Origin of the sequence: Pseudomonas sp. 58 R 3 (assembly GCF_900006605.1) — a bacterium.
Lineage (GTDB): Bacteria > Pseudomonadota > Gammaproteobacteria > Pseudomonadales > Pseudomonadaceae > Aquipseudomonas > Aquipseudomonas salomonii.
In genome coordinates, this window is sequence record NZ_CVTT01000061.1 from 141,786 (window position 1) to 165,711 (window position 23,926).

The 23,926-nt window shown below is 60.6% G+C and carries 18 protein-coding genes and 2 tRNA genes; 5 read left to right on the forward strand and 15 right to left on the reverse strand.

Going from position 1 to position 23,926, the window contains the following annotated elements:
• Window positions 1-30 precede the first annotated feature (30 nt).
• The 5 genes from BFP92_RS19105 to BFP92_RS19125 all read right to left on the reverse strand — a co-directional run bounded on the left by BFP92_RS19105 (window position 31) and on the right by BFP92_RS19125 (window position 8,472).
• Entirely contained in the window at window positions 31-921 is an 891-nt protein-coding gene (locus BFP92_RS19105; RefSeq protein WP_065930663.1) for a transglutaminase family protein, read from the reverse strand.
• Window positions 921-3,407 carry a circularly permuted type 2 ATP-grasp protein gene (locus tag BFP92_RS19110; RefSeq protein WP_065930664.1) on the reverse strand — a complete coding sequence of 829 codons (2,487 nt, stop codon included), beginning with the start codon at window positions 3,405-3,407 and terminating at the stop codon, window positions 921-923. The genes BFP92_RS19105 and BFP92_RS19110 overlap by 1 nt, the downstream gene beginning before the upstream one ends.
• A gap of 159 nt (window positions 3,408-3,566) precedes the next feature.
• Complete coding sequence (locus BFP92_RS19115) at window positions 3,567-6,857, reverse strand: transglutaminase family protein (RefSeq protein WP_058422437.1); 3,291 nt, start codon at window positions 6,855-6,857, stop codon at window positions 3,567-3,569.
• Between the two features lie 200 nt (window positions 6,858-7,057).
• Window positions 7,058-7,552, reverse strand: a complete 495-nt coding sequence (locus BFP92_RS19120) for a hypothetical protein (protein ID WP_065930665.1) — start codon at window positions 7,550-7,552, stop codon at window positions 7,058-7,060.
• On the reverse strand, window positions 7,549-8,472 hold the full coding sequence (locus BFP92_RS19125) for an Ssp4 family T6SS effector (RefSeq protein WP_065930666.1): 924 nt from the start codon (window positions 8,470-8,472) through the stop codon (window positions 7,549-7,551). Before BFP92_RS19125 ends, BFP92_RS19120 begins: the two co-directional genes overlap by 4 nt.
• Window positions 8,473-8,659: 187 nt before the next feature.
• Between BFP92_RS19125 and BFP92_RS19130 the strand changes: the two genes are divergently transcribed.
• Window positions 8,660-9,148, forward strand: coding sequence for an Hcp family type VI secretion system effector (locus tag BFP92_RS19130; protein WP_065930667.1), 489 nt, complete (start codon window positions 8,660-8,662; stop codon window positions 9,146-9,148).
• 66 nt (window positions 9,149-9,214) lie between these two features.
• Here the strand turns inward: BFP92_RS19130 and BFP92_RS19135 are convergent, their stop codons facing one another.
• From BFP92_RS19135 to rnr, 10 genes are all read right to left on the reverse strand, one after another.
• The gene (locus BFP92_RS19135; protein WP_065930668.1) at window positions 9,215-9,664 is read right to left on the reverse strand and encodes a hypothetical protein; all 450 of its coding nucleotides are present in this window, start codon (window positions 9,662-9,664) and stop codon (window positions 9,215-9,217) included.
• Window positions 9,661-10,593: an Ssp4 family T6SS effector gene (locus tag BFP92_RS19140; RefSeq protein ID WP_065930669.1), complete on the reverse strand. Its 933-nt coding sequence runs from the start codon at window positions 10,591-10,593 to the stop codon at window positions 9,661-9,663. The genes BFP92_RS19135 and BFP92_RS19140 overlap by 4 nt, the downstream gene beginning before the upstream one ends.
• A gap of 220 nt (window positions 10,594-10,813) precedes the next feature.
• The gene (locus tag BFP92_RS19145; protein ID WP_065930670.1) at window positions 10,814-13,117 is read right to left on the reverse strand and encodes a YgiQ family radical SAM protein; all 2,304 of its coding nucleotides are present in this window, start codon (window positions 13,115-13,117) and stop codon (window positions 10,814-10,816) included.
• A gap of 190 nt (window positions 13,118-13,307) precedes the next feature.
• The gene (gene dnaB / locus BFP92_RS19150) at window positions 13,308-14,705 is read right to left on the reverse strand and encodes a replicative DNA helicase (RefSeq protein WP_017138451.1); all 1,398 of its coding nucleotides are present in this window, start codon (window positions 14,703-14,705) and stop codon (window positions 13,308-13,310) included.
• Between the two features lie 110 nt (window positions 14,706-14,815).
• Window positions 14,816-15,262 carry a 50S ribosomal protein L9 gene (gene rplI / locus BFP92_RS19155; RefSeq protein WP_003171376.1) on the reverse strand — a complete coding sequence of 149 codons (447 nt, stop codon included), beginning with the start codon at window positions 15,260-15,262 and terminating at the stop codon, window positions 14,816-14,818.
• Between the two features lie 18 nt (window positions 15,263-15,280).
• Window positions 15,281-16,174 (reverse strand): hypothetical protein, encoded by an 894-nt coding sequence (locus BFP92_RS19160; RefSeq protein ID WP_056860520.1) that lies wholly within the window; start codon window positions 16,172-16,174, stop codon window positions 15,281-15,283.
• Between the two features lie 36 nt (window positions 16,175-16,210).
• Window positions 16,211-16,441 carry a 30S ribosomal protein S18 gene (gene rpsR / locus BFP92_RS19165; RefSeq protein ID WP_002551829.1) on the reverse strand — a complete coding sequence of 77 codons (231 nt, stop codon included), beginning with the start codon at window positions 16,439-16,441 and terminating at the stop codon, window positions 16,211-16,213.
• 28 nt (window positions 16,442-16,469) lie between these two features.
• Window positions 16,470-16,892, reverse strand: coding sequence for a 30S ribosomal protein S6 (gene rpsF, locus BFP92_RS19170; protein ID WP_003217491.1), 423 nt, complete (start codon window positions 16,890-16,892; stop codon window positions 16,470-16,472).
• A 309-nt stretch (window positions 16,893-17,201) separates the two neighbouring features.
• Window positions 17,202-17,957, reverse strand: a complete 756-nt coding sequence (rlmB, locus tag BFP92_RS19175; RefSeq protein WP_065930671.1) for a 23S rRNA (guanosine(2251)-2'-O)-methyltransferase RlmB — start codon at window positions 17,955-17,957, stop codon at window positions 17,202-17,204.
• Entirely contained in the window at window positions 17,954-20,590 is a 2,637-nt protein-coding gene (gene rnr / locus BFP92_RS19180; RefSeq protein WP_065930672.1) for a ribonuclease R, read from the reverse strand. The genes rlmB and rnr overlap by 4 nt, the downstream gene beginning before the upstream one ends.
• Before the next feature lie 224 nt (window positions 20,591-20,814).
• Between rnr and BFP92_RS19185 the strand changes: the two genes are divergently transcribed.
• The 4 genes from BFP92_RS19185 (at window position 20,815) to BFP92_RS19200 (ending at window position 23,864) form a co-directional block, all read left to right on the forward strand.
• Window positions 20,815-20,901 (forward strand) — tRNA-Leu (locus tag BFP92_RS19185).
• A 153-nt stretch (window positions 20,902-21,054) separates the two neighbouring features.
• Window positions 21,055-21,141: transfer RNA gene (locus BFP92_RS19190), tRNA-Leu, on the forward strand.
• Window positions 21,142-21,285: 144 nt separating this feature from the next.
• Window positions 21,286-22,311 carry an extracellular solute-binding protein gene (locus tag BFP92_RS19195; protein ID WP_065930673.1) on the forward strand — a complete coding sequence of 342 codons (1,026 nt, stop codon included), beginning with the start codon at window positions 21,286-21,288 and terminating at the stop codon, window positions 22,309-22,311.
• On the forward strand, window positions 22,311-23,864 hold the full coding sequence (locus BFP92_RS19200) for an ABC transporter permease (RefSeq protein WP_065930674.1): 1,554 nt from the start codon (window positions 22,311-22,313) through the stop codon (window positions 23,862-23,864). Before BFP92_RS19195 ends, BFP92_RS19200 begins: the two co-directional genes overlap by 1 nt.
• Window positions 23,865-23,926: the final 62 nt, after the last annotated feature.

Below are 23,926 nucleotides of genomic sequence, written 5' to 3' on the forward strand. Positions count from 1 at the left end.
CAGGCCCTCCCTGCTCACCCCAACCCACTGTTACTCCAGCGGCATCACCGTCACCCGCACCTCCGGGTCATGGTTCCCTCCTCCCAGAATCACCCCACGTAACGGCGACACATCAGAGAAATCACGGCCCCAGGCCAGGGTGATGTGCTCCAGTGCCGGCTGCACGTTATTCGTCGGATCAAAATCCACCCAGCCCGCCACCGGGCAAAACACCGAGACCCACGCGTGGGATGCATCGGCGCCGATCAGCCGTGGCTGGCCGGGCGGTGGCTGGGTCAGCAGGTAGCCGCTGATGTAACGCGCGGCCAGGCCGCGAGAGCGCAGGCACGCGAGCATCAGGTGGGCGAAGTCCTGGCACACACCGCGTCGGCGCTCCAGCACTTCCACCAAGGGCGTGGCGACCTGGGTGGCTTCGGCGTCGAAGGTGAATTCGCTGAAGATTTTCTGCATCAGGGCCTGCACGCCCAGCAACAAGGGCACGCCTGGCGGGAAGCAGCTTTCGGAGAACTCGACGAAGGTGTTCTTCAGGTGCACGTAGGGCGACTCGAAGCGATAACGGCAGGCTTCAAGCATCTCAGACGACAGCACCTGGCTGCTGTAGGTCAGGCTGTCGCGGGTCTGGTCCCAGGCCGGCGACTGCTGAAAGTCCAGGGTTGGCCGCGCCAGCACTTCCACGGTCAGCCCGGCATTGACCAGCAATTCATCATGGGGCCGTTCGAACGCCAGCCGCGTGATCGGGTTGCCGAATACGTCCAGCTCATCGCGGCGCGACGACGGCTGCGGGCTGATATCCAATTGTTGGGAACTGCAACGCTGCCACGCGCACGGCCGCGGCCACAGGTGCGCCAACTGCTGGGCCAGGGACACCGGGCTGTCGTAGTGGTAATGGGTATCGTGGAAAATCTGGTAGCGCGCACTCATCACACCGACACCGTTTGCTGGCTGACATCATCCACATGGGCAAAGTGGCGCAACGCCAGGCGATCCGACACTTGCCCGCTCTCATCGGCGACCGCTTGCAGCAGGTCAGCCAGGCCGTCCAACGCGGCGCGCACACTGGATTCGCCGAACAACGGGTTCTCCAGGCAGCCCAGGTCGAAACGTGACAGGCGTTCCACCAACGGCGCCAGGCCGGTTTCCCGTGGCACCCCAAAGTCATCATTGAGACGGCGCAGGGTGCGGCTGACCAGCTTCAACTGGAACAGCACCGCGTGCGGGTTCTGTTCATCGAGCAACAACAAGTCGAGCACCGGGATCAACTGCGGCACTGCCAGGTAGCGCGAGCGATAGGTGATGCTGCTGTTGCCCAGCTCCAGCAGCCATTCCAGCCCGGCCTGATCAAATACCGCCACGCCACGCAGGAACGCGGCGAGGCTGCTGCTCAGAAACTGCAGGCGCTCGATACGCCGGCCCATCATCAAAAAGCGCCAGCCTTCGTCTCGGGTCATGTCGTCCAGGGCGAAACCGGACAAGGCTGCCAGGGACATCACCAGACGGTTGAGGAAGTCCAGCAACTCGCCAAAATCCGGGGTCTCGCTTTCCAGTTCCAGGGCTTCACGCTGCAACTCCACCAGGGCCTGCCAGTTCTCGCGGGACAACTTGCCGCGCACCTGGGACGCCGCCCACTGCAAGCGTTGCAGGTTGGCGCGCAGGCTCGACGGCCAGTCATCGCCAAGCAAAGCGGCAAGCAGGCGCTCGGGCAACTCGCCCTCCTCCGGCAACAAGCGCAAGGTCTCGCCCAGCTCGACAGCGGCCTGCAAGGCTTGCGGGTCGTCGCCATCGACATAGCGCGCCAGCACAATACGCAGCCAGCGCGCGCTGTCATCACAGCGTTCGCAGTAACGGCCAAACCAGAACAGGTTTTCCACCACGCGCGACGGCAGATAAGGGTCGCGCCGCACCAGGTCATGTACACCAATCGCCCGTTGCGCACGCCAAAGCTCGCCGCCGACAGCGCGGTCGCCCAGCACCCACGTGTCTTTGCTCGCGCCACCGCGCTGCATCGACACCACTTCGGCATCCGCCTCGGCCGCCACACGGGTCAAGCCGCCGGGCAGTACACGGTAGCCGTCAGCGCTGGCCACCGCGTACACACGCATGCCGATGGCGCGGTGCTGCAGATGGTCGTCCACCGTGTGCCAAACCGGCGCCTGGGACAATTGCGCCAGCTCCTGGGCCACATAGGCGTAAGGCCGCGCACGCATGCGCTCGGCCAGGGCCAAGCGTTGTTCGTCGTTCAAGTCGCGGCCGAATACCGGCGCGAAACTTTGCGACGGGAACGCCGGTTTGATCAGCAATTCCGGCAGCTTGTCCAAGGCTTCGGCCAGTACCGGCGGCTCGCCGCACCACCAGGTGGCGATGGACGGCAGGATCAGTGCTTCACCAAACAAAAACTCGTTGATCTTCGGCAGAAAGCCGAGCAAACCGGGCGACTCCAGCACGCCGCTGCCCAAGGCATTGGCCACCAGCACATTACCCTGGCGCACCGCGTCCAGCAGGCCGGGCACGCCCAGGGCCGAATCGGTGCGCAGCTCCAGCGGGTCGCAAAAATCGTCGTCCAGGCGCCGCATGATCGCGTGCACCCGGCGCAGGCCGCTGAGGGTCTTGAGGAACACCGTGCTGTCGCGCACCGTGAGGTCGCCGCCCTCGACCAGCGGGTAGCCGAGCTGGCGTGCGAGGTAGAGGTGTTCGAAATAGCTTTCGTTGAAACGCCCCGGCGTGAGCAGCACGATCAGCGGCGGCTGGTCATCACCGGGTGCCTGACGGGCCAGGGTTTCCTGGAGCGTGCGGAAGAAACCGGTGAGGTGTTGAACCTGCAGATCACGGTACAGATCCGGGAACGCACGGGACACGATGGTGCGGTTTTCCAGCGCGTAACCTGCGCCCGAGGGCGCCTGGGTACGGTCGGCGGTGACCCACCAACGGCCATCCGGGGTGCGCGCCAGGTCCACGGCGTACAGGTGCAGAAACGCGCCGTCCGGCGGCAGAATGCCCTGGCACGGCCACAGGAAGTTGTTGTGCCCAAACACCAGTTCGGCCGGCAACAGGCCTTCTTTGATCAGGCGCTGCGGGCCGTACAGGTCGGCCAGCACGGCATTGAGCAAGCGCGCACGCTGGGCGATACCGGCCGACAGGTGCTGCCACTCATCGGCGGCCAGCACATGGGGCAGTAAATCCAGCTCCCAGGGGCGATCAGCGCCCTTGGGGTCGGCGTAGACGTTGTAGGTCACGCCGTTTTCCTGGATCTGGCGCGTCAGCAACGCCTGGCGCTGGGCCAGTTGCACGGGCGTACTGCGTTGCAGGTGATCGAGCAGGCGCTGCCAATGGGCACGCACCGCGCCACTGTCGTCGAGCAGTTCGTGATAGGTGCCCGCAGTGAGCGGGTAACGGTCGAGCAAGTCGGACATGGAACGCTCGGCAGAGGCAAGGGGGCTCAGATTAACTCAAATTCAACGCGATCTTGTGTGGGAGCTGGCTTGCCTGCGATAGCGGTTTTCCTGCCACCTGATTGGCTGGCTGGTACACCGCTATCGCAGGCAAGCCAGCTCCCACATTTTAGATCTCATTTAGTCATTTTTATTGGGAAAACGCCGCAAATCCAGGGTCATCGGCAGTTCATCGTTAATCACCAAAGGCGGCACCGGCAGCTTGCCAGGGCTATGCCCCAAGCGGAAAAACCGCGCCATGCGCCGGCTCTCGGCCTCATTGGCATTCACGGGCAAGCTGTCGTAATTGCGCCCACCCGGATGCGCGACGTGGTACTGGCAGCCGCCCAGCGAGCGTTGCATCCAGGTGTCGAGCACATCGAACACCAACGGCGCGTGCACCGCGATGGTCGGTTGCAAACAGTTGGCCGGTTGCCAGGCGCGATAACGCACACCGGCAACAAACTCGCCGATACGCCCGGTCGGCTGCAACGGCACCGGGATGCCGTTGCAGGTCAGCAGATAACGTTGCGGCGCCAGGCCGCTCAACTTCACCTGCAAGCGCTCCAGGGACGAGTCCACGTAACGCACCGTGCCACCGACGGCGCCCTCTTCGCCCAGCACGTGCCAAGGCTCCAGGGCCTGACGCAGTTCCAGTTCGATGCCGCTGACGGCGTAGTCGCCGACCTTGGGGAAACGGAACTCCAGGTGCGCGGCAAACCATTCGGCCCGCAGCGGGTAACCGGCGGCGTTGAGCTCGACGATCACATCGGCAAAATCCTGCTCGATAAAGTGCGGCAGCAGGAAGCGGTCGTGCAGCTCAGTGCCCCAGCGCGCCAGTTTTGCTGGCGCATAGGGCTCACGCCAGAAGCGCGCGACCAAAGCGCGCAACAATAATTGCTGAGTGAGGCTCATGCGCGCATGGGGCGGCATTTCAAACGCACGCAGTTCCAACAGGCCCAGGCGGCCGGTGGCGCCATCGGGCGAATAGAGTTTGTCGATGCAGAATTCGGCGCGGTGGGTGTTGCCGGTCACGTCGATCAGCAGGTTGCGCAACAGCCGGTCGACCAGCCACGGCGGGCATTCTTCGCCAGGTTCGGGCATTTGCGCGAAGGCGATTTCCAGCTCGTACAGCGCATCGTTACGCGCTTCATCCACCCGTGGCGCCTGGGAGGTCGGGCCAATAAACAGCCCGGAAAACAGGTACGACAAGGACGGATGGTTATGCCAGTAGCTGATCAGGCTGCGCAGCAAATCCGGGCGGCGCAGGAACGGCGAGTCTTTCGGCGTCGCGCCGCCCAGCACAAAGTGGTTACCACCGCCGGTGCCGGTGTGGCGCCCGTCGATCATGAACTTCTCGGTGGTCAGGCGGGTTTGCCGCGCCTCTTCATAGAGGAACTCGGTGCGCTCCACCAGCTCATCCCAGGTGGCGGACGGCTGCACATTGACCTCGATCACACCGGGATCCGGCGTGACCCGGAAGTTGCTCAAGCGCGTATCGAATGGCGGCTCGTAACCTTCCAGCAATACCGGGCAATGCAGCTCTTCGGCGGTGGCTTCGATGGCGGCCACCAACTCCAGGTAATCCTCGACGCGTTCCAGCGGCGGCATAAACAGGTACAAACGCCCTTCCCGCGCTTCGGCGCACAAGGCGGTGCGGGTCAACCAGTCGGCGGACTCGTCGACTTTGGGCACGCGCTCATCGCTCGGCGCAGGCGTGGCGTGGCTTTGCAGTTGGGCGGTGGTCGGCAGCTCCGGCTGATCCTGATTCGGGTCAGTGGGATGCACGAACGGATACTCCGCCGCCGTCACCCATGGCTGCGAGGCCAACGGCAGGCGGTAACCCAGCGGCGAATCACCCGGCACCAGACGGCAGTGGTTGTCACGCAGGTACCAGCGCCCGCTCTGCCAGCGGTCATTGGCTGGCGTGCGCGCCAGCGGCAGCACTTGGCCGATGACTTTATCCAGGCCCTGGCTGAACACTTTGCGCAGGCGCTCGCGCTCCAGGTCATCACTCAGGCGCGGGTCCTGGGCGGTGACGTTTTGCGGCAGCGCACCTTCGCGCCACAGGTAGTAGAAGTTGTCTTCGAAAGCCGGGAACACAAAGCGTGCCGGCAGTTTCAGGCGTTCGGCGACACTGGCGAGGAAACGCCCGGCCATCGCGCCATCGGCGCCGTAGTCCTGTTGCTCATCGGCGATCAACGCACTGTTATGCCAGATCGGCACGCCATCGCGGCGCCAGTAGCAATTGAGCGACCAGCGCGGCAGTTGCTCGCCGGGGTACCACTTGCCCTGACCGAAATGCACCAGGCCTTTGGGCGCGTAGTGTGCGCGCATGCGCTGGAACAGCTCGGCGGACAGGCGGCGTTTGTCCGGCCCCAGCGCCGCGGTATTCCACTCGGCGCCGTCGGGGTCGTCGATGGAGACGAAGGTCGGTTCGCCGCCCATGGTCAGGCGTACATCATCCTTGAGCAGATCGGCGTCGATCTGCCGGCCCAACGCCTGGATCGCCAGCCATTGCTCTTCGGTGTAGGGCTTGGTGACACGCGGCGCTTCCCAAATGCGCTCCACCGACATCTCGTGGGTAAATTCGCACTCGCAGGGTTCCACCAGCCCGCTGATTGGCGCAGCGGACGAAGGATCAGGGCTACAGGCCAATGGGATATGCCCTTCACCGGCGAACAGCCCGGAGGTAGCGTCCAGGCCGATCCAGCCTGCGCCGGGCAAATACACCTCGCACCAGGCGTGCAGGTCGGTGAAGTCGACTTCGGTGCCGGACGGGCCATCAAGGGCTTTGACGTCGGCGGTGAGCTGGATCAAGTAGCCCGACACAAACCGCGCCGCCAACCCCAGGTTGCGCAGCAGTTGCACCAGCAGCCAGGCCGAATCGCGGCACGAGCCGGAAGCGGCGCCCAAGGTGAATTCCGGCGTTTGTACGCCCGGCTCCATGCGGATCAAATAGCCGATGTCGGCCGCCAGGCGCTGATTGAGGCCTACCAGAAAATCCACAGCCGGCAGCGGCGTGCGGTCGATACCCGCCAGGTAGGCGGCGAACTTTGGCGTCAGCGGCAAGGTTTCCAGGTACGGCGCCAACTCGCGCTGCTCATCGGCGGCGTAGCTGAAGGGGATTTTTTCGGCGTAGGGCTCGAGGAAAAAATCGAAAGGGTTGAATACCGCCATCTCGGCGACGAGGTCGACCTCAATGCGCAACTCATCGGTCTTTTCCGGGAACACCAGACGCGCCAGGTAATTGCCCTGCGGGTCCTGCTGCCAATTGATGAAGTGCTGCTCAGGCAGCACTTTGAGCGCGTAAGACAAGATCCGCGTGCGGCTATGGGCAGCCGGGCGCAAGCGCACGATCTGTGGGCCGAGTTCGACAGCGCGGTCGTAGCGGTAATGCGTAACGTGGTGCAACGCGACATGAATCGACACGGCGGCCTCCTGCGAGCCAGGGCATGAGCACAAAGCGCGCAAGACTTATGCCAGAGCGGCCGTCATTGCGCTTTATCGTAAGACCCGGTGCAGTACAGCACCAAAACGGCGCCGTGCCTGCGGTTATGGTGCAAGGGTTGCACATATTTGTGGCGCGAGTGGGTGCGGCGGTAGCGGTTGGTGGGCGATGAGGTGGGGAATTACCTCGGTTTTTTTATTCTGATGATTGCGCGCTCGTGTTTGCGGCGTTTGTTGATGGCTGCCTGGACTTTTACGCGCATGTGGCGAACTTCTACATAGGCGGCACGCATTTCCTGATGGCGCTTGCTACGCAGTAGAAGCAGGCCGAGTATCGGCCAGAAGAAGCATTCAAAGTAAATGAACAAGTGCGGCGAAAAATGAAAGCCCGGCACTGCAACCAATAGGCAGGCGATGAAAAAGCCGTACATGCCCCAGGCCCATTTCGGTCGCCCATAGATAATCATGAAATTGCAGTGGGTAATAAAGACGACCAACACCAAGCCGGTAATCTCAGCATCCGCATTCGATAACGAGGGTAAATAATAGTTTTCCACCAGTACGATAACAGCGGAACTGCCGAATAAAGCCGAAAGAATTACACCAATAAGCACGGGAAAATTACGAGCCAGAAAAGGCCGGATAGGGACAAGATACTTCCTTGTGATAAGCCTCATTCTGAAATCTCCTCATACAGCCCAACGGCAATGATCCGGATATTCCCGGACCTTACGCTGCCAGCAACAGCAGATGCAGCGCCGAGGGCATCAAGCATCTGCAAGAGCGTCCCATTCCTTATTTCCGCCGAGGTGTAGCGCTTTGGCATTTCACCCGCGATTTGTTTCAGCTTGATCATTTTTCGGGTTATTCCCGGGTGGTTGATACTCAGCAGCTCCCTGGTGAGCTTTGCCCGTTCTTGCCGACTCAAGCCTTCAAGCACCTGTTGCGTGGTTTTGCCGGTTGCCTTTTTCAGCATATTGACGAATCGGATTGTCGACATCGCGGAAGTACCAGCACCCAACAAAGAAACCGCATCCAGCCCAACCACTACGGACTGATACCATGGCTCGTTGTCCATAGCGTCGTTAAGGGCAGGGTCATTCATTTCGTTTCTAGTCCGGCGACCGCTAATCCAGCACTGAAGCGAGCTGGCGACTGCCGACGTATAGCCAATCACAGCAACCACCCCAGTAGCCCCGAAGGTGAAGGGGCTCAACGCAGAGCCGCCCGCCATCACCAACCAACTAATCACCGCCGAAGTACACGCCAACCCCGTATTCACCGCCTCAAATGCCACCTGCGACTCACGCGACTCACGCGGCTCATTCGCCAACCGCCGCGCAAACTCCACCCGCCCGATGTAACTGGGCGCCTCACGCAAAATCACCTTCTTCGGTGCAACACTGCAAATCGGCTGAAACTCACGCAACACCATCGCCCGCCACTGAGCGTCGAGGTACACCACCCCCGCGCCGACAATCGCCGGATCGGCATCAATGGCGGCAAATAACTTGCGCAGATCAATACTGCTTTCGACCCATTGCCGCGTCGGCAAATGGGCACTGGGGAAACCGTCTTTCAACAGGCTGGAAGTCATCCCTTTACTCCGCTTTTTCACAAGAACGCAGAGGGTAAAGACTGGGCATCGCCTAAAAATGTCAGAAGCTTCGCTTTATCCGGAAAGGCGCTTCCTTATCGTGGCTGAGCACCTTGTAGGTAATATCCCAAATAAGAAAGAGTGCGCCCCACACCCATTCGGGTGACCACCAAAACAGGGAACGATGATGGCAACTGATATGTTTTTGAAGCTGGGAGACATCAAGGGCGAATCCAAGGATCAGGTGCACCGCGATGAAATCGCGATCAGCAAATGGGGCTGGGGCATGTCTCAGACAGGTTCCATGCACAGCGGCAGCGGCGGCGGTGCCGGCAAGGTCGACATTCAAAACCTGGTCATCACCAAGGTCATGGACAAGTCTTCACCCAACCTGATGATGGCCTGCTCCACCGGCAAGCATTACCCGGAGGCGCGGCTGGTGGTGCGCAAGGCCGGAGGCAGTAATGCCGTGGAGTATCTGTTGATCACGATGAAGGAAGTCATGGTGACCTCCTACCAAACCGACGCGGTGACAACCAGCGATACACTGACCGAGGTGATCGGCCTGAACTTCGCCACGGTCGAAGTCAGCTATCAGCCGCAGAAAGCTGACGGCGGCAAGGACGGTGGTGCGGTCAAATACGGTTGGAATATTCGCCAGAACGTCAAAATGTGACGCCGCCGGGCGAGTGCGCCGCCCCTTACTCGGCACGGGGTCGACGATCCAGGCGGCGCCCTTGGGCTAGGTTTTTTTATGCGCGGCGATTATTGCCTGACGAAGATGGCGGACTTCCAAGAGTTTGTTGCGCATTTCTCGATGGCGCTGGCTGTTGAGCAGCAACAAACCCAGGAGCGGAAAGAGCACAGCCGAGCCGTAGACCAGTTTGGGGATGGGGTACTGAATCATCGGCAGCACGAACAGCAGGCAGCAACCCAGATAACCCGCCACCAGGCCGGTTGCCCAAGGGCGCCCGCGCGCGATCATTACATTGCCAAAGACCAGTACCGCCACCAGCAGCAAAATCGCCAGGCCGGAGTAGTCGGATTTAAGCGACGGATCGACACCACGCAAATACGTCACGCCGGCGAGGGACACGGCAGACGCGCCGGAAAAGATCGCCATGAAGATCGTGCCCATGAACACCGGGAAATAGCGCGCGAGGAAACTGCCCATGTCGGGGAAGCCTTTCATTCGGTGAGGTCCTCATACAAGCCGATGGCAAGGGTGGTGGCGGTGCCCACACTGCCGGTGCGGTAGCTGCCGACGATGCCGAGAATACCGCCCAACGCGTCTTTCATTTGAGTCAGGGTGGCATGCCGGATTTCCGTGGAGCTGAAGCTCTTGGTCAGCTTGCCTGCACGCTGCTGCAACTTGAGCAGCTTGGGCGTCAGGCTCGGGTCGCGCAGGCTTAGCAGCTCCTTGGTCAGCTTCTTGCGTTCCTGGCGGTTCAGGCCCTTGAGCAATTCATACCAACTTTTGCCCAGGGCCGCGGCCTTATTGGCCTTGAGCAGTTTCACCGTGGTCAGCGCGCCGGTGCCGATCCCCACCAGGGAGGCCGTATCGAGGATGGTTGAAACAGCGCCGTACCATTCGGCGTCATCCATCCGGTCGTTGGCTTCGGGGTCCAGGACCTCATTGTAGGTACGTGCCACGCCGAACCCGCATTGCGCACTGCTGGCCAGCGCCGCCGTCACGCCAATGCCCACCACGAACGCGCTGGCGCCCGCCGTAAATGGCACGGCGACGCTGCCGCTGAACACCACAAGCCAACCGATAATCGCGGCGGTGCACGACAAGCCCATATCAAACGCCTCTTTCCTGAGGCGGCCTTCACGGGGATCCGTCTTCACCTGTTCCACAAATTGCGCGGGGGAAATGTACTTCTGCGCCTCGCGCAAAATGATGCGCTTGGGCCTGATGCTGCAGAGAGGCTTGAATTCGCGCAGGGTGATCACATTGAAGTCGGCGTCGATGTACACCACACCGGCGCCGACAATGCCGGGGTCGGCATCGATGGCGGCGAACAACCGTGGCAGGTTGATCTGGCTTTCGATGCGCTGGCGCGCCATGAATTGGGAGCGGTTGGAGTCCATGCCGATGGAGAGCAGGGGGTTGCTCATGGGTGTTCTTCCTTGAAATAAATGGTGCCTGAACTGACGCCTTCGCGAGCAAGCCCGCTCCCACATTCGACCGCATTCTCATGTTGGAAATCGGACAAATGTGGGAGCGGGCTTGCTCGCGAAGGCGATTCAATGGGCGCCACCTTAACAAACAGGCACGTCAGCGAATAGAAAGCAAAACGCCAGCACGAGGCTGGCGTCTTGCATATTCAGGTTGCGATCAACGCGGTACGACCGGCTTGCGCGCAGGCTTGCCGCCCTTGCCCTTCGCCGCATCACTGCGCTCTTTAGCCGCCTGCTTGTTACGCGCCTGGGCTGCCGCCTTGGCTTGCTCACGCTTGTCCCACGGGTTGCTGCCATCACTGCCGCGCGGTGGCAAACCGGTGTGCTGGGTGAGGATTCTGGTGGTGGTTTCCTTCGCAACCTTATGGCTGCCGGCCGGCGTCGAGTTTTTGCGACGGGCGCTCTGGTAGCTGTCGGTGGACGGCTGGTGCAGCGGAATCAACTGGTCTTTACCCGGCCCGATCAGGTCGGCGCGGCCCATGCGCGTGAGTGCTTCACGCAGCATCGGCCAGCCTTTCGGGTCGTGGTAGCGCAGGAAGGCCTTGTGCAGACGGCGCTGTTCCTCGCTCTTGACGATGGTCACCGCGTCGCTCTTGTAGGTGACCTTGCGCAGCGGGTTCTTGCCCGAGTGGTACATGGCAGTGGCAGTGGCCATCGGCGACGGGTAGAACGCCTGCACCTGGTCGGCGCGAAAGCCATTGCCCTTGAGCCACAGGGCCAGGTTCATCATGTCTTCATCGGTGGTGCCGGGGTGGGCGGCGATGAAGTACGGGATCAGGTACTGCTCCTTGCCCGCTTCCTTGGTGTACTTCTCGAACATGCGCTTGAACTTGTCATAGCTGCCAATGCCCGGTTTCATCATCTGGTTGAGCGGACCTTCCTCGGTGTGTTCCGGGGCGATCTTGAGGTAACCGCCGACGTGGTGGGTCACCAGCTCCTTGACGTACTCCGGCGACTCGACCGCGAGGTCGTAGCGCAGGCCGGAGGCGATCAAAATCTTCTTCACACCCGGCAACGCACGGGCGCTGCGATACAGCTGGATCAACGACGAGTGGTCGGTGTTCAGGTTCGGGCAGATGCCCGGGAACACGCACGACGGCTTGCGGCACGCGGATTCAATTTCCGGGCTCTTGCAGGCAATGCGGTACATGTTCGCGGTCGGGCCACCGAGGTCGGAAATCACGCCGGTAAAGCCTGGCACTTTGTCGCGGATCTCTTCGATCTCGCGAATGATCGACTCTTCGGAACGGTTCTGGATGATGCGGCCTTCGTGCTCGGTGATCGAGCAGAAGGTGCAGCCACCAAAGCAGCCACGCATGATGTTCACCGAAAAACGGATCATGTCGTAGGCCGGGATTTTTTCCTTGCCGTACACCGGGTGCGGGACGCGGGCGTACGGCATGCCGAACACGTAGTCCATTTCTTCGGTGGTCATCGGGATGGGCGGCGGGTTGAACCACACGTCCACTTCGCCGTGCTTCTGCACCAGGGCGCGGGCGTTACCTGGGTTGGTTTCCAGGTGCAGCACGCGGTTGGCGTGGGCGTACAGGACCGAGTCGCCACGGACTTTTTCCATGGACGGCAGACGAATGACCGTCTTGTCACGGGTCATGCGCGGGCTGGCAAGAATTTGTACGACCTTGGCTTCTTCCGGGTCTTCAACCGGGCCTTTTTCCTGCTCAATGGCGCAGGCCTGGGTGTCCTGGGTATTCACATACGGGTTGATGATCTTGTCGATCTTGCCCGGACGGTCGATACGCGTGGAGTCCACCTCGTACCAGCCTTCAGGCGTGTCACGGCGAATGAACGCGGTGCCGCGCACGTCGGTGATGTCTTCGATCCTGTGGCCCCACGACAGGCGCTGGGCAACTTCGACGATGGCCCGCTCGGCGTTGCCGTACAGCAGAATGTCGGCGCAGGCATCGATCAGGATCGAGTTGCGCACACGGTCCTGCCAGTAGTCGTAGTGGGCGATGCGGCGCAGGGAGGCTTCGATGCCACCGAGCACGATCGGCACATTCTTGTAGGCTTCCTTGCAACGCTGGCTGTACACCAGGCTGGCGCGGTCCGGGCGTTTGCCGGCCATGCCGCCTGGGGTGTAGGCGTCGTCGGAACGGATTTTTTTGTCGGCGGTGTAACGGTTGATCATCGAGTCCATGTTGCCGGCCGCGACGCCGAAGAACAGGTTCGGCTCGCCGAGCTTCATGAAGTCGTCTTTGGACTGCCAGTTCGGCTGCGCAATGATCCCGACGCGAAAGCCCTGGGACTCCAGCAGCCGGCCGATAATTGCCATGCCGAACGACGGATGGTCAACGTAGGCATCACCGGTGACGATGATGATGTCGCAGGAATCCCAGCCAAGCTGATCCATCTCCTCCCTGCTCATCGGCAGGAATGGCGCAGGACCGAAACATTCGGCCCAGTACTTGGGATAGTCAAATAACGGCTTGGCTGTTTGCATGACGGTGACCGGTGTTGAGATGAAAAATCGCGGGCGCGGAATATAGCACAAATTTTGACCAATTCCGACGGTAGTAGTCGGAATTGTGGTGATGCAATCGCAGGCAAGCCAGCTCCCACACTTGAACGGTGAGTATCTTCAAATGTGGGAGCTGGCTTGCCTGCGATGAGGCCCTTACAGGCGCTGAAACTTACTCGTCGTCGTCGAAGTTATAGCTGCCCGGCGCCAGGTTTTCGAAGCGCGTGTATTTGCCGATAAACGCCAGGCGGATAAAGCCGATCGGCCCGTTCCGCTGCTTGCCGATGATGATCTCGGCAATGCCCTTGTGCTCCGTTTCGGGGTGATATACCTCGTCGCGGTACACGAACATGATCACGTCGGCATCCTGCTCGATCGCTCCGGATTCCCGCAAGTCGGAGTTTACCGGGCGCTTGTTCGGCCGTTGCTCCAGGGAGCGGTTGAGCTGGGACAGCGCCACCACCGGGCAGTTGAATTCCTTGGCCAGGGCTTTGAGCGACCGGGAGATTTCGGAAATCTCGTTGGTCCGGTTGTCGCCGCTGGAGCCTGGGATCTGCATCAGTTGCAGGTAGTCGATCATGATCAGGGCGATGTCGCCGTGTTCACGCACCAGCCGGCGGGTACGCGCGCGCATTTCAGACGGGCTGATACCGGCGGTGTCATCAATAAACAGCTTGCGGTCGTTGAGCAGGTTGACCGCCGACGTCAGGCGCGGCCAATCGTCGTCTTCCAGGCGGCCGGCGCGCACCTTGGTCTGGTCGATACGGCCGAGCGACGACAGCATACGCATGATCAGCGATTCACCTGGCATCTCCAGCGAGTAGACCAATACGGCTTTGTCGCTGCGCAGCACGGCGTTTTCCACCAGGTTCATCGCGAAGGTGGTTTTACCCATGGATGGACGGCCGGCCACGATGATCAAGTCGGACGGCTGCAGGCCGCTGGTCTTCTCGTCGAGGTCGGTGTAGCCGGTGGAAATACCGGTGATGGCGTTATCGGTGTTGAACAAGGTGTCGATACGGTCGATGGCCTTGGTCAACAGGTCGTTGACGCTGACCGGGCCGCCGGTTTTCGGGCGGGCCTCGGCGATCTGGAAGATCTGGCGCTCGGCTTCATCAAGGATCTCGGCGGCGGTGCGGCCTTCGGGGTTGAAGGCGCTGTCGGCGATTTCGGTGCTGATACCGATCAATTGGCGCAGCGTGGCGCGCTCGCGAACGATTTGCGCATAGGCCTTGATGTTGGCGACGGATGGCGTGTTTTTCGCCAGCTCACCCAGGTAGCCCAGGCCGCCGACCTGGGAGGTCTGGCCTTCCTTGTCCAGTTGTTCGGCCAGGGTCACCACGTCGATCGGCGAGTTCTGGTCGGCCAGCTTGGCAATGGCGCGGAAGATCAGGCGGTGGTCATGGCGATAGAAATCACCGTCCGAGACTTGATCCAGCACACGTTCCCAGGCGTTGTTGTCCAGCATCAAGCCACCAAGCACGGCCTGTTCGGCCTCGATGGAATGCGGCGGCACCTTCAGGGCAGCGGTTTGCAGATCGTATTGCTCAGGAGCTGAAATATCGTTCATGGCCACTTGGAATTAGGGGTGTGTAGAAAAACAAAAGGCACGACCTGTAAACAGGATCGTGCCCGATGTTAACCGCCTGGCACGCGAGGTGCCAGTCAGTTAGGTGCTGCTTAAGCTGCTACCACTACAACGCGTACGGTGGCTTCAACTTCGGCGTGCAGGTGCACGGCTACGTCGAATTCGCCTACGTTGCGGATGGTGCCGTTCGGCAGACGAACTTCGCTCTTCTGCACTTCAACGCCGGAGGCGGTCAGTGCATCAGCGATGTCGTGGGTGCCGATCGAACCGAACAGCTTGCCTTCGTCACCGGCGGTGGCAGTGATAGTCACTTCCAGCTCAGCCAGTTGGGCAGCGCGAGTTTCGGCCGAAGCTTTTTTGTCTGCTGCGGCTTTTTCCAGCTCAGCACGACGCTCTTCAAACGCAGCCAGGTTGGCAGCGGTTGCAGCGGTGGCTTTGCCGTATGGCAGCAGGTAGTTACGACCGTAACCGGCCTTAACGTTCACTTTGTCGCCCAGGTTGCCCAGGTTGGCGACTTTTTCCAGAAGGATCAGTTGCATGTGAAAATCCTCTAACTTTTAACCTTCACCGTTCGCGTTATCGGCGTCTTTCGACGCCAGACGACCGCGAAAATCAATCAGGCCGTCGACAATGGCAAAAACCACGAGTAACGGATAGATCAGCTGCATAAACAGCAACATCGTGACGTACAACCCCACCAGCCAGAACTTGGCCAGGCGCTTTCGCGCTACCAGCCCATGCATCAGGGCCAGCCCGGCAAACACCAGCGGTACGCTGCAAATCGGCGCCAGCAAGGCCATCTGTGGGCCGAAGTTCGGCCCGACAACCATGCACGCCAGCAGCAACATCGCCGGCCCCGCTGGGATTCTGATACTGCGAAACTCGCGACCAAAACCACCCGGGTTGTACAACAACGCTTGCCAATAACGCCCAACAATCAGGCTCAGCACGCTGACGACCTGCAACAAAGCCGCAATCAGGCCGGTCAGGACCGGGGCAATCAGTGACGCAAACCGCGCTCGCTCATCTACCGACAATTGCTGGTAGAGATCCCCGAGGGCCATCGGCAGGATCTTGACGATCTCTTGCGACAGCGCTTCGATTTGCGGGCGGAAAGCCGCGCCAAGCATCACTGAGTACACCAACCCCAATGCCACGCTGACCAGCAGCGTGCGGACCCAGGACTCACTTGCGCGTAAAACCAACGCAAGGCTCGATGACCCCAGCAGTACCAGAAGTACCCGTGGATCACCGAATTGAAGCCACCAGATCAAGGCCGGCAACAATCCCAGGGCAAGAACGCCAAGGGCGTCCTTCAAACCGCGCCGCAGGAGCACAAGGCAACCTGCAGCAGCACCCAACCAATAAAGCAGCGGCAATGCCGCACATCCGGCCACTACCAGAGTGGCCTGCACGCGACCGCGCATGATGAACTCAGCTAAGGCGCGCATGCATTCAATCCCTTACTACTTGTCGACTGCCCGGTCTCAGCGGCCGTGGCTGTCGGTGTAGGCCAGCAGGGCCAGGAAGCGGGCGCGCTTGATAGCGGTGGCCAGCTGACGCTGATAACGTGCTTTGGTACCGGTGATACGGCTTGGAACGATTTTGCCGGTCTCGGATACGTAGGCTTTCAGAGTGTTGAGATCTTTGTAATCGATCTCTTTCACGTCTTCAGCGGTGAAGCGGCAGAATTTACGACGACGGAAGAAACGTGCCATTTGATAGGCTCCTTAAAAGGTCCGTGGATTACTCGTCAGCGTTATCGCTGTTGTCGCTGTCATCACTATCAGCGCTTTCGGCGCCTTCGTGCTCAGGACGGTCGCGACGCTCACGGCGCTCACTGCGGTTTTCTTCAGCCTTGAGCATCTCGGATTGGCCGGTAACGGCTTCTTCGCGACGGATGACCAGGTTACGGATCACTGCATCGTTGTAGCGGAAGTTGTCTTCCAGCTCGGCCAGGGCCTTGCCGGTGCACTCAACGTTCAGCATCACGTAGTGAGCCTTGTGAACATTGTTGATTGCGTAGGCCAGTTGACGACGGCCCCAATCTTCCAGACGGTGGATTTTGCCGCCGTCTTCTTCGATCAGCTTGGTGTAACGCTCAACCATGCCGCCGACTTGCTCGCTTTGATCCGGGTGGACCAAAAAGATGATTTCGTAATGACGCATGAATGCTCCTTACGGGTTGTAGCCTGCCGCTCAAAAACGGTCAGACAAGGAGTGAATGACACTTATGGATCTTGCCGCAGGGAGGCACATAGGTGCCTGCCAGGAAGGCAAGGGGCGCAATTGTAGAGAAGGGGGAGTAACGGCGCAAGGTGATTGGTGATTATTTGAACAATATCCGAGCACGCCGCCGATCGTTCCCACGCTCTGCGTGGGAATGCAGCTCGAGGACGCTTTGCGTTCGCTGTCGAAGCGTGACGCGGAGCGTCACAAGAGGCATTCCCACGCGGAGCATGGGAACGATCCAAGCACTTACTTCTTGCTCTTGCCCTTGACGCCACGCTGGCGCTGGGCTTCGAACAGGCACACGCCGGTGGCAACCGACACGTTGAGGCTGCTGACGCTACCGGCCATCGGCAGTTTCACCAGGTAATCGCAGTGCTCGCGGGTCAGGCGACGCATGCCTTTGCCTTCGGCACCCATGATCAGGATGGTCGGGCCGGTGAGGTCCTGGTCATAAATACTGACCTCGGCCTCGCCCGCCGTGCCCACCACCCACAGGCCGCGCTGCTGGAGTTTCTCCAGCGTGCGCGCCAGGTTGGTCACGGCCACCAGCGGAATCACTTCAGCCGCGCCGCACGCGACTTTACGCACGACCGGCGTCAGGGTTGCCGACTTGTCTTTAGGCACGATCACCGCCAGCGCACCGGCCGCATCGGCCGAACGCAGGCAAGCGCCGAGGTTATGCGGGTCGGTCACGCCGTCCAGCACCAGCAACAGCGGTGCGCCTTCGGTACGGTCGAGCAGCTCGTCGAGCATCGCTTCGCCCCACACCTGGCTCGGGCTTACGTCCGCAACCACGCCCTGGTGAACGCCTTCAACCCACACGTCCATCTCACGGCGCTCGGCCTGGCCGATAGCAACCTTGTTTTGCGTGGCCAGCTCGACCAGCGCTTGCACGCGCGGCTCGCTGCGGCCTTCGGCCAACCACACCTGCTTGACGCGTTTAGGGTGATGACGCAGCAGTGCTTCTACGGCGTGCACGCCGTAGATTTTTTCCAGACTCATGACTTGGCCTTAGGTTTGCGCGACCCGCCGCTTTTCGCGGGGGCCGAGCCCGCTTTAGGCGGGCCTTTACGGTGTTTACTCGGCTTGCTCGACGGCTTTTCCGCCCCGTGGGACTTTCCCCCAGACGCCGCTTTACCACCGCTTTTGGCTTCGCTGAGCAACTGCTGCTTCAACTCACGGCTCTTGCGCACTTCGGCGTTTTTGGCCGCAGCATCGCTCGGGCGGTAGGCCTCGGGGGCCTTTTCCTTGGTGGACGAACGACGACCGGCCTTGGCTGGCGCAGGCTCGGCGGCAGCTGCTTTCGCAGGCGCGCCCTTGCCTTTACTGGCGGGCGCAGCAGGTTCGCTGCCACGTTTTTTACGGCCAGTCGGTGTTTCGCTCGGCTTGTCGGGCATGCCGAAATCGATCTTGCGCTCGTCGAGGTCGACGCGCATGACCTGCACTTCCACGGTGTCGCCCAAGCGGAAGCTGCGACCGGTGCGCTCGCCCGCCAGGCGGTGATGCACAGGATCAAAGTGGTAGTAGTCGCCCGGCAGCGCAGTGACGTGCACCAGGCCTTCGACGTAGATGTCGGTCAGCTCGACGAACAGGCCGAAACCCGTCACGGCGGTGATCACACCCGGGAACGACTCGCCCACGCGGTCTTTCATGAACTCGCACTTGAGCCAGTTCACTACGTCACGGGTGGCTTCGTCGGCGCGGCGCTCGCTCATCGAGCACTGCTCGCCCAGCTGTTCCAGGGCCGCTTCGTCGTACGGATAGATCCGTGCCTTCGGAATGGTCATGGCACCGGCGCGCTTGACGTGCGGGGTGTTCTGCTTGGAGTGGATCACACTGCGAATCGCCCGGTGGGTGAGCAGGTCCGGGTAACGACGAATCGGCGAAGTGAAGTGGGTGTACGCCTCGTAATTCAGGCCGAAGTGGCCCTGGTTATCAGCGCTGTACACCGCCTGGCTCAGCGAGCGCAGCATCACAGTCTGGATCACGTGGTAATCCGGACGGTCCTTGATGCTGGCCAGCAACGCCTGGTAATCCTTCGGCGTCGGGCCGTCCTTGCCTTTGTGCAGGGACAGGCCGAGCTCGCCGAGGAAGGCGCGCAGTTTTTCCAGGCGCTCCGGTGGCGGGCCGTCATGCACGCGGTACAGGGCAGGAATTTCGTGCTTTTTCAGGAATTCTGCGGTGGCCACGTTGGCCGCCAGCATGCATTCCTCGATCAGCTTGTGCGCATCGTTACGCGTCGTCGGCGTAATCGCCGCGATCTTGCGCTCGGAACCGAACACAATCCGGGTTTCCTGGGTTTCAAAGTCGATGGCGCCACGTACATGACGTGCGCCCAGCAACACCTTGTACAGCGCGTAAAGCTGCTTGAGGTGCGGCACGACGTCGGCGTATTCACCACGCAGGGCCTTGGCTTCGCTGGTCTTCGGCGCTTCCAGGATGGTGCTGACCTTGTTGTAGGTCAGGCGCGCCTGGGAGTGGATCACCGCTTCGTAGAACTGGTAGTCGGTCATTTCGCCGGTTTTGGAGATGGTCATCTCGCATACCATGGCCAAACGGTCGACTTTCGGGTTCAGGGAGCACAGGCCGTTGGACAGCTGCTCAGGCAGCATCGGGATCACGCGCTCAGGGAAGTACACGGAGTTGCCGCGCACCTGGGCTTCGTTGTCCAGGGCCGAACCGATCTTCACGTAGCTGGACACGTCGGCAATCGCGACGAACAACTTCCAGCCGCCGGAGAACAGGCGCAGCTTGCCAGGCTTGGCTTCGCAATAGACCGCATCGTCGAAGTCGCGGGCATCTTCGCCGTCGATAGTGACGAACGGCAGATGGCGCAGGTCGATGCGTTTTTCTTTGTCTTTATCTTCCACTTCCGGCTTGAGCTTGGCGGCTTCTTTAAGCACAGCCTCGGGCCAGACGTGAGGAATATCGTAGGTGCGCAGCGCAACGTCGATTTCCATGCCCGGCGCCATGTAGTTGCCGACCACTTCAACAATATCGCCCTGTGGCTGGAAGCGCGCCGTTGGCCAGTGGGTGATTTTCACCTCGACGAACTGGCCTACCTTGGCGGCGCCATTGCGGCCCGGGGTGATCAGCACTTCCTGCTGGACCTTCGGGTTATCCGGCACCACAAAGCCGATGCCGCCTTCTTCGAAGTAACGACCAACGATGGACTCGTGGGCACGGGACACCACTTCGACGATCACGCCTTCACGGCGACCACGACGGTCCAGGCCGGAAACCCGCGCCAGGGCACGGTCGCCGTCGAATACCAGGCGCATTTGCGCCGGGCTCATGAACAGGTCGTCGCTGCCGTCATCCGGGATCAGGAAGCCGAAGCCATCCCGATGGCCGGCGATGCGGCCCAGGATCAAGTCGAGCTTATCCACAGGCGCATAGGTGCCACGACGGGTGTAGATCAGTTGAGCATCGCGCTCCATGGCGCGCAAACGGCGGCGCAGGGCTTCGAGCTGGTCTTCGGTGGTCAGACCGAACTCTTCAACCAGCTGCTCGCGGCTAGCAGGCGAACCACGATCGGCGAGATGCGCCAGGATCAGTTCGCGGCTAGGAATAGGGTTTTCATATTTTTCCGCTTCACGAGCGGCCTCGGGATCGAGGGACTGCCAATCGGCCATTAGAGAGTTTTCACCTTGTCTATATGCGGGTTAGTTTGGCATACGCGTATTGAAACGGGAAATTTCAGGTGTCGACAAGTGTTTAAAAGGCCTTTGCCGCGCTCGGAAAGCACCTTGCATGACCATTGGCGAAATTTTCCAGGCTTTTTTCATGGCAGGGCTTTACAGCTCAAAAGCGTCTCCGTATAGTGCGCGCCATCGACGACGGCAACGTTGTTGATGTTGCCCAGGTGGTGAAATTGGTAGACACGCCAGCTTCAGGTGCTGGTGATCGCAAGGTCGTGGAAGTTCGAGTCTTCTCCTGGGCACCAAATTCAGATCAAACCCGCGAAAGCGGGTTTTTTCGTTTCAGGCCTTTGATTTTTAACAAGAATATTGATTTATATTTTTGATATCAGGGGTTTACAGATTTAAAAGCGCTCCGTATAGTTCGCTCCATCAACGGCGCAAGCGTTGTTGATAATGCCCAGGTGGTGAAATTGGTAGACACGCCAGCTTCAGGTGCTGGTGATCGCAAGGTCGTGGAAGTTCGAGTCTTCTCCTGGGCACCAAATTCAGATCAAACCCGCGAAAGCGGGTTTTTTCGTTTCCGGGGTTTGAAAACTTCCCCAAGGATTCTCCCCTCGTCCGCACTTGAGAAGTTTTATCGTTTATCCTTGCAATGATTTGTTGCATACAAGCGAGGAACACTTCGGATGATGATCCGCGATAACCGTCTCAAGACATCCCTTCTGCGTGGCCTGACCCTCACTCTGCTCGGCTTGACCCTACTCTCGCCCACCGCCTACTCCGCCGACAAGGTTTCCCTGACCCTGTACAACGGCCAGCACAAAGAAGTCGGCGATGAACTCGCCAAGGCCTTCGAAGCCAAGACCGGCATTCACGTCAACGTGCGCAAAGGCAGCAGCAACCAGCTCGCCAGCCAGGTCGTGGAAGAAGGCGAGCGCTCCCCTGCCGATGTGATCTACACCGAAGAGTCGCCGCCGCTGAACAAACTCGGCGAGCAAGGCCTGCTGGCCAAAATTGATGCGAACACGCTGGACGTGTTGCCCAAGGAATACGTCGGCAGCAACGGTGACTGGATGGGCGTAACCGCTCGCACCCGCGTCGTGGCCTTCAACCCCAAACTGATCGCCGAAAAGGACCTGCCCAAATCGGTACTGGATTTCGCCGGCCCCGAGTGGCAAGGCAAAGTCGGCTTTGTGCCCACCAGCGGCGCATTCCAGGAGCAAGCGGTAGCAATCATCAAATTGCACGGGCGCGAAGCGGCTGAAGAATGGCTGACCGGCCTGCGCGCCTTCGGCAAGGTGTACAGCAACAACATGGTCGCCCTCAAGGCCGTGGAAAACGGCGAAGTCGCTACCGTGCTGGTGAACAACTACTACTGGTTCGCCCTGAAAAAAGAAAAAACCAACCTGGATTCGCAACTGCACTACTTCACCGATGGCGACGCCGGTGGCCTGATCACCGTGTCTTCCGCTGCCGCGCTGAAATCCAGCAAACATCCCAAAGAAGCTCAGCAGTTGCTCGCCTTCATGGCCAGCGAAGAAGGCCAGCGTGTGATCACCAACACCTCGGCCGAATACCCGCTGCGCAAAGGCATGCAGTCCAATCGCGGCCTCAAGCCGTTCAGTGAGCTGCAACCGCCGAAAGTCACCCCGGCCGACCTTGGCAATGCCGAAGAAGCCCTGGACCTGGAACGTGACGTTGGCTTGAACTGATGAACCCATCGCTTTCCGCCGCCGGGTTCATACCCCGGCGCAAACGCCCGTCGATCTGGCTGCTGCTGCCCGTGCTGTTTCTGGTGGGCTTGAGCCTGCTGCCGCTGGTGTATGTCGGCACCAAGGCCTGGCAGGCGGGCTGGGCGGAGGCGGTGCACCTGCTGTGGCGGCCGTATGTATTCGGACTGCTGCGCAACACCCTGGCGTTGATGGTTGGGGTGACGGTGGCGTGCGGCGTAATCGGTCTGTCACTGGCGTGGTTACTGGAGCGCAGCAACCTGCCGGGGCGACGCATCTGGGGCGTGATCCTGTGCTTGCCGTTCGCCGTGCCTGCGTTTGTCAGCAGCTTCACCTGGGTCTCACTGAGCGCCAACTTCGAGGGCCTGGGCGGGGCAATCCTGGTGATGACCCTGTCCAAATACCCGCTGGTGTTTCTGCCGGTGGCGGCGACATTGCGCAATCTTGATCCATCCCTTGAAGAGTCGGCCCGCACGCTGGGACTGAATCGCTGGGGCGTATTTTTTCGAATTACACTGCCGTTGCTCTGGCCTTCGCTGCTGGCCGGAGCGCTGCTGATCGCGCTGCATATGCTGGTGGAATTCGGCGCGCTGTCGATCATCGGCCTGCAAACCTTTACCACCGCGATCTACCAACAGTTCGAACTGGAATTCAGCAACGCCAATGCCGCGATGCTCTCGGCGGTACTGCTGGTGATGTGCCTGACGCTGCTGTGGCTGGAGCTGCGGGTGCGCGGCAAGGGCCGGCATGTGCGCATCGGCCAGGGCGCGGCGCGGCATGCGGAACAGGTCAAGCTGGGTAAATGGTCGACCTTGGGTCAGCTGTACTGCCTGGCGCTGGCGGTCATCGGTAGCGGTATTCCGTTGGGAATGCTTGCTTATTGGCTGGCGGTGGGTTCATCGGCGGCATTCCCGGTGGCCGAAATTGGCGAGGCATTGATGTCTTCGCTGGCATTGTCCTTGGGCGGCGCTGCGCTTTGTCTGGCATTGGCTGTGCCGGTCGGCCTGCTGGTGGTGCGCTACAAAGGCCAGTTGGCGATCTGGGCTGAGCGCCTGCCCTACCTGTTGCATGCCCTGCCCGGTCTGGTGATTGCGCTGACACTGGTGTACTTCGCGCTGCACTATGTGCCCGTGCTGTATCAGACCTCGGCGCTGCTGCTGATTGCTTATGCGCTGTTGTTTCTGCCGCTCGCTCAGGCGCCGATTCGAACCGCACTGAACAAAGCTGCGCCGCAACTGGAAGAAGCTGCACGCACGCTGGGCGCTTCGTCATTCAGCGCGTTTTGCCGGGTGACCTTGCCGATTATTTTCCCGGCATTAGGGGCGGCGTTTGCGTTGGTGTTTCTGGATGCAATGAAGGAGTTGACGGCGACTTTGCTGCTCAGCCCGACGGGGTTGAATACCCTGGCGACTGCCGTGTGGGCACATACCTCGAATGTTGAGTTTGCGGCGGCGGCGCCGTATGCGGCGTTGTTGATTCTGGTGTCGGGGCTGCCGGTGTATCTGCTGACGACGCGGATGTATTTGAGCCGCTGAGACCGCTATCGCAGGCAAGCCAGCTCCCACATTCGACTGCATTCCAAAGCTGGAACTCGGTC

What these genes read in the sequence shown, in the direction of transcription:
- BFP92_RS19105 (WP_065930663.1), bottom strand. Translation starts at nt 921, where the DNA reads ATGAGTGCGCGCTACCAGATTTTCCACGATACCCATTACCACTACGAC.
- BFP92_RS19110 (WP_065930664.1), bottom strand. Translation starts at nt 3,407, where the DNA reads ATGTCCGACTTGCTCGACCGTTACCCGCTCACTGCGGGCACCTATCAC.
- BFP92_RS19120 (WP_065930665.1), bottom strand. Translation starts at nt 7,552, where the DNA reads ATGAGGCTTATCACAAGGAAGTATCTTGTCCCTATCCGGCCTTTTCTG.
- BFP92_RS19125 (WP_065930666.1), bottom strand. Translation starts at nt 8,472, where the DNA reads ATGACTTCCAGCCTGTTGAAAGACGGTTTCCCCAGTGCCCATTTGCCG.
- BFP92_RS19130 (WP_065930667.1), top strand. Translation starts at nt 8,660, where the DNA reads ATGGCAACTGATATGTTTTTGAAGCTGGGAGACATCAAGGGCGAATCC.
- BFP92_RS19135 (WP_065930668.1), bottom strand. Translation starts at nt 9,664, where the DNA reads ATGAAAGGCTTCCCCGACATGGGCAGTTTCCTCGCGCGCTATTTCCCG.
- BFP92_RS19140 (WP_065930669.1), bottom strand. Translation starts at nt 10,593, where the DNA reads ATGAGCAACCCCCTGCTCTCCATCGGCATGGACTCCAACCGCTCCCAA.
- BFP92_RS19145 (WP_065930670.1), bottom strand. Translation starts at nt 13,117, where the DNA reads ATGCAAACAGCCAAGCCGTTATTTGACTATCCCAAGTACTGGGCCGAA.
- dnaB (WP_017138451.1), bottom strand. Translation starts at nt 14,705, where the DNA reads ATGAACGATATTTCAGCTCCTGAGCAATACGATCTGCAAACCGCTGCC.
- rplI (WP_003171376.1), bottom strand. Translation starts at nt 15,262, where the DNA reads ATGCAACTGATCCTTCTGGAAAAAGTCGCCAACCTGGGCAACCTGGGC.
- BFP92_RS19160 (WP_056860520.1), bottom strand. Translation starts at nt 16,174, where the DNA reads ATGCGCGCCTTAGCTGAGTTCATCATGCGCGGTCGCGTGCAGGCCACT.
- rpsR (WP_002551829.1), bottom strand. Translation starts at nt 16,441, where the DNA reads ATGGCACGTTTCTTCCGTCGTCGTAAATTCTGCCGCTTCACCGCTGAA.
- rpsF (WP_003217491.1), bottom strand. Translation starts at nt 16,892, where the DNA reads ATGCGTCATTACGAAATCATCTTTTTGGTCCACCCGGATCAAAGCGAG.
- rlmB (WP_065930671.1), bottom strand. Translation starts at nt 17,957, where the DNA reads ATGAGTCTGGAAAAAATCTACGGCGTGCACGCCGTAGAAGCACTGCTG.
- rnr (WP_065930672.1), bottom strand. Translation starts at nt 20,590, where the DNA reads ATGGCCGATTGGCAGTCCCTCGATCCCGAGGCCGCTCGTGAAGCGGAA.
- BFP92_RS19195 (WP_065930673.1), top strand. Translation starts at nt 21,286, where the DNA reads ATGATGATCCGCGATAACCGTCTCAAGACATCCCTTCTGCGTGGCCTG.
- BFP92_RS19200 (WP_065930674.1), top strand. Translation starts at nt 22,311, where the DNA reads ATGAACCCATCGCTTTCCGCCGCCGGGTTCATACCCCGGCGCAAACGC.